At 72.6% G+C, this 4540-nt stretch carries 3 protein-coding genes; 2 read left to right on the top strand and 1 reads right to left on the bottom strand.

Annotation, left to right across the window (positions count from 1 at the left end; translation table 11 throughout):
• Nucleotides 1-74: 74 nt before the first annotated feature.
• Nucleotides 75-2855, bottom strand: coding sequence for an AbfB domain-containing protein (locus ACTUAL_RS30060; protein WP_440902601.1), 2781 nt, complete (start codon nucleotides 2853-2855; stop codon nucleotides 75-77).
• A 214-nt stretch (nucleotides 2856-3069) separates the two neighbouring features.
• Here ACTUAL_RS30060 and ACTUAL_RS30065 point away from each other — a divergent pair, with 214 nt between their 5' ends.
• Nucleotides 3070-4071 carry a LacI family DNA-binding transcriptional regulator gene (locus tag ACTUAL_RS30065; protein WP_440902602.1) on the top strand — a complete coding sequence of 334 codons (1002 nt, stop codon included), beginning with the start codon at nucleotides 3070-3072 and terminating at the stop codon, nucleotides 4069-4071.
• A gap of 91 nt (nucleotides 4072-4162) precedes the next feature.
• A complete protein-coding gene (locus ACTUAL_RS30070) occupies nucleotides 4163-4492 on the top strand; it encodes a putative quinol monooxygenase (RefSeq protein ID WP_096492415.1) in 330 nt (109 codons plus the stop codon).
• Nucleotides 4493-4540: the final 48 nt, after the last annotated feature.

The following is a 4540-nucleotide window of genomic DNA, read 5'->3' on the forward strand; positions in this document are numbered from 1 at the left end:
TAGCCGTCCAGAGCACCGAAGTGGGACGCGGGGCGCGGCACCCGAACGGTCCCGCGCCCCGCCCCCGCACCGGGTCAGGGCGGCCAGGGCGCGTCGAAGCTCCCGCTCGCGTCCTGGGCGTACGAGACCGGGTTGTCGTACGCGTGGGCCCCGCCGTCGCTGGCCGCCCACACCTCCGCGTTGTAGTGCCGGACGTTCGCGCCCAGCTCGTTCACCGAGGCCAGCCGCGCGCCGCCGGTCCCCGGCTGGGCGCAGAACGTGGCGTCCCGGCGGAAGAGGTCGGTGTTCGGGTTGGTGTCCAGGCGCAGCCGGTACGAGGCGTGCCGCAGGAACCGGCCGGGCAGGTTCCGCGACTCGAACGAGTAGCAGGACGGGTCGGCCAGCCCGCGCCGCACGACGAACGTCGCGTCGGCCTTGGTGGTCGCGTCGCTCGCGGAGCCGACCACGTCGGTGCGGGCCAGGCTATCCCGGTGCCGCAGGAACCGGTCGGTGAAACCTGGCGTGGTCACACGCAGCGAGCTCTCCTGGTCGACGGGCAGGTCGACCCCGCTGCGCCACAGCGGGATCGTGACGTTCCAGGTGGTGTCCCGGGTGAAGCTCGCCGCGCCGTCCCACGGGTTCGGGCCGCCGCTGCGGGCCACGTACACGCCCTCGTTGTAGTGCCGCAGGAAGTGGCCCGGCAGGTTCTTGGACTCGAACGCCGTCGCGCCCCAGCCGTCGCGGGCGCAGAACGTCGCGTCCCCGGCGAACAGCGCGCTGCCGTCGTTGGCGTCCAGCCGCACCCGCGAGGACGAGTGCCGCAGGTAGCTGCCGGGGAAGTTCCGCGATTCCAACGAGTAGCAGGCCGAGTCGGCGAGCCCTGGGCGCAACCGGTAGGTGGCGTCCTTGGTCGCGCCCTCGCCGCTGCCGGGGGTGAGCACGTCGGTGCGGGCCAGGGAGTTCTGGTGCCGCAGGAAGCGGGTGGTGAAGCCGGGGGTGGCGACCTTGAGCGAGACCAGCTCGTCCCGCCCGACCTCGGTCCCCCTGGCGCGCGCCAGGACCCGCTGGTTGACCGCCCTGACCCGCTCGGCGTCCACCTTCAGCACCTGGCGGTCGTAGGTGTGGAAGCCGTTGACCTCGTTCTCCACGTCGTACGGCTCGGTGTACACCGACGCCGACAGCCCGCGCGTCTGCACGAACCGCCCGACCTCCTCGGTGATCGTGACGTACCGGCTGGTCAACGAGTTCTCGTCGGGGTAGAGGTCGCCGTAGGCGAAGCCCTCGCCGGGCTGGTACTCGTGCCCGGTGATCCGCCGCCCGAGCCCGCCGTACTCGCCGAGCACGGCGATCCGCCCGTCGGGCTGCCGGGTGCCGGAGGACATCTGGTAGGCGTGGTCGTCGATCACGTCCCCGTTGCCGGGATCGGGGTCGGAGACGCAGCAGTTCGACCCGGAGTTGTGGTTGATCAACCGGGTGTTGTCCAGCGACCGCACCAGGTCCGTGATCCGCCCGGCGTCGTACTCGCCCCAGCCCTCGTTGAACGGGACCCACTGCACGATCGACGTGATCCCCTTGAGGTGCTCGATCATCCGGCGCAGCTCGGACTCGTAGTTGGCGTGGCTGTTCGGGGCCTCGTCCACCGAGTCGACCGACGGCATGTCCTGCCACACCATCAGCCCGAGCCTGTCCGCCCAGTAGTACCAGCGCGCCGGTTCCACCTTGATGTGCTTGCGGACCATGGTGAAGCCCAACGCCTTCTGCTGCTCCAGGTCCGACCGCAGCGCTGCGTCGGTGGGCGCGGTGTAGACGCCGTCCGGCCAGTAGCCCTGGTCCAGGGTGCCGAGCTGGAACACGAAGTCCCCGTTCAGCAGCGGCCTGGTGACCCCGCCGATGACGGCCTTGCCGAGCGAGCGCATCCCGAAGTACCCGGTGACCGCGTCGCCGCCCGCCATGGTGACGCGCAGGTCGTACAGGAACGGGTCGTCCGGCGACCACAGCCGCGCGTTCGGCACCGGCACCCGCAGGTGCTGCCCCACGGTCCCGGAAGCCGTGCCGACGACCTGGCCGCCGCTGAGCACCTGGGCCTGCACCTGCCTGCCCGCGCTGCCCTGCACGACCAGGTCCAGCACCCCGGCGGGCACGTCCGGCGTGGTGTCCAGGCGCGTGATGTGGTTGGTGGCCACGGGTTCGAGCCACACGGTCTGCCAGATCCCGGACGCGGGCGTGTACCAGATGCCGCTCGGGTTCCGCCGCTGCTTGCCGATCGGGTAGCGCTGCCCGTCGACCGGCGAGTTGACCCCGACCACGATCTCGTTGGCGCCGCCGCGGAGCGCGCCGGTGATGTCGAACGAGAACGGGTCGAACCCGCCGGTGTGCGTGCCGACCTGGGTCCCGTTGACCCAGACCCGGCTCTCCCAGGTGACGGCGCCGAAGTTGAGCTTCACGCGCCGCCCGTCCCAGCCCGCGGGGACGGTGAAGGTCCGCCGGTAGAACATGCTGTCCTCGTGCCGCTTGATGCCGGACAGCGCCGACTCGATCGCGTAGGGCACCAGGACGCCCTCGGCGAGCGGGCGGCCGATCGGCGGGTCGTCCAGGTTCGTGGCGCCCGCGAACTCCCACACCCCGTTGAGGTTCTGCCAGTCCGGCCGGACGAGCTGCGGGCGCGGGTACTCCGGGAGGGCGTTGGTGGGCGAGACCTGGTTGGTCCACGGCGTGGTCAGCGGCGCGGGCTTGGGCTGCCACACCGCGTCCGCGGACGGGCTCGCGTCGGCGGACCGCGCCGAGGCGGCCGGTTGGGCGAGCGCCGGGGCGGCCGAGCCGACGACCAGCAGGGCCGCCAGCGGGGCTAAGAGGGCGCGGGACAGGGATCTGCGCATGGGGGACACTCCGGTGGGTCCGGGGACTCGCTTGCAGGGACCCGCGCACGCGGACGCGCGGGGTGGAGCTGCCGGGTGGAGGCGCCTGCGGCGGGAGAACGCCCTGGACGGTTGCGCCCCCGCTTTTTACATCGTTGGCACAACGTTGTAAACCCTCCGAACCGCCCGCTAAGATCACCACCCGATGCCGTCCCACCAGCGACAAGGGGGCCGGGTGGCCACAACCCTCAAGGACGTCGCCACCTTGGCGGGCGTCTCGGTCAAGACGGTGTCGAACGTGGTGAACGGCCACAGCTTCGTGAAGCCGGAGAACCGCCGCCGCGTCGAGCAGGCGCTGGCCGCCACCGGGTACCGGCCGAACCTGGGCGCGCGGAACCTGCGCAGGGGCCGCACCGGGTTCGTCGCGCTGGTGGTGCCGGAGCTCGGCGTCCCGTACTTCGGCGAGCTGGCGGGCCAGGTGCTCACGGCCGCGCGCGAGCACGACTGGAACGTGCTGATCGAGCAGACCCAGGGCACGCGGGAGGGCGAGCGCGCCACCCTGGCCGCGCTCGGCCCGCACCTGGTGGACGGTGCGCTGGTGAGCCCGGAGGCCCTGACGGCGGCGGACTTCGGCGACCCGGCGGTGCCGGTGGTGCTGCTGGGCGAGCACTCGGTGGACGCGCGCCTGGACCGGGTGGGCATCAACAACGTCCTGGCGGCGCGCGAGGCGGTGGCGCACCTGGTGTCGTTGGGGCGCACCAGGATCGCCGCGATCGGCGCGCACCCGGCGCGCGGCACGGCGGCGCAGCGGCTGGCCGGGTACCGGGAGGCGCTGGCTCAGGCCGGGTTGCCGGTGCGCGAGGAGCTGGTGGCGCGGGTGGCGAACTACCACCGCCGCGACGGCGCCGAGGCGATGGCGGCCCTGCTGGCGCTGCCGCAGCCGCCGGACGCGGTGTTCTGCTTCAACGATTTGCTGGCGACCGGCGCGCTGCGGGCGGCGGCCGAGCGTGGGGCGCGGGTGCCCGAGGACGTGGCGGTGGTCGGGTTCGACAACACCGAGGAGGGCGCGTTCAGCCTGCCGTCGCTGACCACGGTCGCACCGGACAAGGCCGCGATCGCGCGCGAGGCGGTGGAGCTGCTGCGCAGGCGGGTGGCGGGCGAGGCGGACGAGCCGCGCGAGGTGCGGGCGCCGTTCGCGCTGCGGGTGCGGGAGAGCACCGGCGGCAGTGCGCGGTAACCGGTCAACCACCTGCGGGCCGGACGTCCCGGCCTGTGCGAGGATCGACCCGAGCCCGAACCGTTCAGGCGACCAACGCCGAGGGAGCGTCATGATCTTCATCACCGCCAAGTTCCTGGTCAAGCCCGAGCACGCCGACAACTGGCCGGAGATCAGCCGGGCGTTCACCGAGGCGACCCGCGCCGAGGCCGGGTGCCTGTGGTACGACTGGTCCCGCAGCCTGGACGTGGCGAACGAGTACGTGCTGGTCGAGGCGTTCAAGGACGACGACGCGGCGGTGGAGCACGTGAACTCGGCGCACTTCAAGACCGCCCAGGAGGAGCTGCCGCCCTACCTGGTGGAGACCCCGAGGATCGTCAACGCCAAGGTCCCCCAGGACACCTGGTCCGAGCTGGGCGAGCTGGCCGTTAAGAACGGCTGAGACGCGCGGGGGGCCCCGCCCTAGCGCCCCCGGGCCCCCCCCCCCCAA

The organism is Actinosynnema sp., assembly GCF_052038725.1.